This is a genomic window from Flectobacillus sp. (assembly GCF_049240685.1).
Lineage (GTDB): Bacteria > Bacteroidota > Bacteroidia > Cytophagales > Spirosomataceae > Flectobacillus.
In genome coordinates this window covers 1-2,407 of record NZ_JBMLSD010000228.1, presented here as the reverse complement: position 1 = coordinate 2,407, position 2,407 = coordinate 1, and the positions used below count along the sequence as shown (strand labels likewise).

Annotated in this window: 2 protein-coding genes; both read left to right on the top strand. The window is 34.8% G+C overall.

Annotation, left to right across the window (positions count from 1 at the left end):
* Positions 1-402: 402 nt before the first annotated feature.
* Entirely contained in the window at positions 403-1,008 is a 606-nt protein-coding gene (locus ACOVQ4_RS10485; RefSeq protein WP_421820593.1) for an RNA polymerase sigma-70 factor, read from the top strand.
* Positions 1,009-1,198: 190 nt separating this feature from the next.
* Positions 1,199-2,215 carry a FecR family protein gene (locus tag ACOVQ4_RS10480; protein WP_421820592.1) on the top strand — a complete coding sequence of 339 codons (1,017 nt, stop codon included), beginning with the start codon at positions 1,199-1,201 and terminating at the stop codon, positions 2,213-2,215.
* Positions 2,216-2,407: the final 192 nt, after the last annotated feature.

The following is a 2,407-nucleotide window of genomic DNA, read 5'->3' as shown; positions in this document are numbered from 1 at the left end:
TCAGCTCCGTAGGTGCGAAAGACTTCAAGATAGTAAGATGGCTTTCTGTTGTTCCTACGGAGCTTTTACAATTATTTTGTAAAAAACAAAGGTATTTTATTTTACCTCCGAAATCAGAAATCCCCAATCCGAAATTCATTGCCATTACTTGATTCTATCTTTGAATTAAGTCTATCTTTTTTATAGGATAATGCTATTTTCGTTCCTTATATCTTCATGTTAGATGGTTCTTAACAAATATTTCTACAGAGTTTTTTTTTGAGAATCTATCAATTACCGAGAGCTTTACCCTGTTTGTATTTCTTTTTTTGAAAATTCTCCTAGAAAAAACTGGCATAAAAGCTTTGCTTTTTTAAATAGTCTCCTAGTTTTGTAAATCAAATTTAGGAGCTTTCATCATTAATAATTCTATTCAAGCCCATCAAAAGCGCGCCAACACATAGCGATATAGAACTTTTTTCACTTCTTCAAGAAGGAAAGTCAATGGCCTTTGACGAAATATATGAACGTTATTGGTCCAAATTATACGCTTATGCCTACAACCGTTTGCGCGACAAAGAAACATGTGAAGAAATCATTCAGGAGGTATTTGTAAGTTTGTGGGCCAATCGCAAAACGACCAAAATCGAAAGTTCTGTTTCGGGTTATCTTTATCAAGCCGTCAAATTCCAAATGCTGAATTTTATGAAGTCGGCCGAAGTCAGGAATAACTATTTGGAACAATTTTCCCACTTTCGAGATCAACTTTTCGATGATTCCAATAATGAGAGTATTGCTTTTAACGAACTTCGGATGATGTTGGAAAAAAGCATGAGCGACTTACCCGAAAAATGCCAAGAAGTATTTCGCATGAGTCGTGTGCAACATTTGAGCATTCAAGAAATTGCCCAACAATTGAATATTTCGCACAAAACTGTCGAAAACCATTTGACAAAAGCCCTCAAACATCTTCGAGAAGATTTAGGAGATTTTCTGATTTTGATAATCGTATTTGGAATAATGGGATAGGAGTGGATGGACTTTCTTCAAAATTGAGAAATAATCACTGATTCACTTAATCAACACCCCTCAATATTTAAGCATTTTTACTCAAAAATAAATTTTTATTAAATTTTTTTGTTTTGGAGTAGGTGTAATTCCATTGTCAATTTACTTCACTAGTAGAAAGGGGGAAAATCATATTTGGTGTTTTTCGAAAATGTCCAAATATTCTTTGATTTCTTTTGTAGACTATCATAAAAATATGCAAGACCGTAAATTATTAATTCTGTTTGAAAAATATCAGCAAGGAAAGTGTTCGCCTGCTGAGAAAATCTTGATTGAACAATGGTTAGATTCATTGACCGAAAAGACCGATGAATCGCTAGAAAAGGAAATCGCTAAAGAAGGTGCTTTGAAGAGTAAAATGTATCAACAAATTCAAGCACGTTTGAGCGAGCAAACCCCTGCTAGAATAATATCATTTGGATTCAATAAGATTGCCAGAATTGCCGCGTCTGTATTGTTGTTATTGGGAGTAATATTTGCTTTGAGCCCGATGGGTTATGATACCTTTGATTTAAAAAATGAAACTTTTCAAGCCTTTTCAGTTGGTAAAACAAAAAAGGTGATTTTAGAAGATGGCAGTATTATATGGCTAAAGGGAAACAGTTCATTGACATACCCCGAGCATTTTGTGAGTGCTACTCGTGAGGTAAATTTGATTGGAGAGGCGTTATTTGAGGTTGCCAAAGATGCAAGTCATCCTTTTATTGTTCACTCCAATGGTATGAATACCAAGGTATTAGGTACAAGTTTTAATATTCGACCAGTTGGCAATCATATCGAAGTGGTAGTATTTACTGGCAAAGTAGCAGTTTCTCTGGCAAATGGTAGTAAGCATACCTTGGTACTTCCATCAGAAAAGGCCATTTGTATGCCACAAGAAAGGGAGATTAAAGCAGCAGCCGTTGAAAATACCGCTTCGTATTTGCTTAATACTGAGTATAATATGAGTTTTGAAGATGCTCGTATGTCGGATGTGATCGAAAAAATCTCGACCAAGTTCGATGTAGAATTTGAGCTTACTAACAATACGATAGGAAACTGTTTAATCACCGCAGATTTTACAGACCAGTCATTGGATAAAACCATGACGATTCTTTGTCAAATTATGAATGGCAGTTATGTAATTGAAGGGAATAAAGTTTTTTTGAAAGCAGAAGGGTGTAGATAGATAAGTGAGTTTTGATTAAGTAATAGATATGCTGTTTACCAACGACTTTTAAGTACAAAAGTGCTAATATTTGAAAAAATAAATTCACAATTCACAACGAGTCCTGTACGAAGGATTAAGTTTTGTTTTTAAAATAAAATTGTAGTAGTGGCAACCCTTGCGGTTGCCCAACTCAACATGGCAACCGCAAGG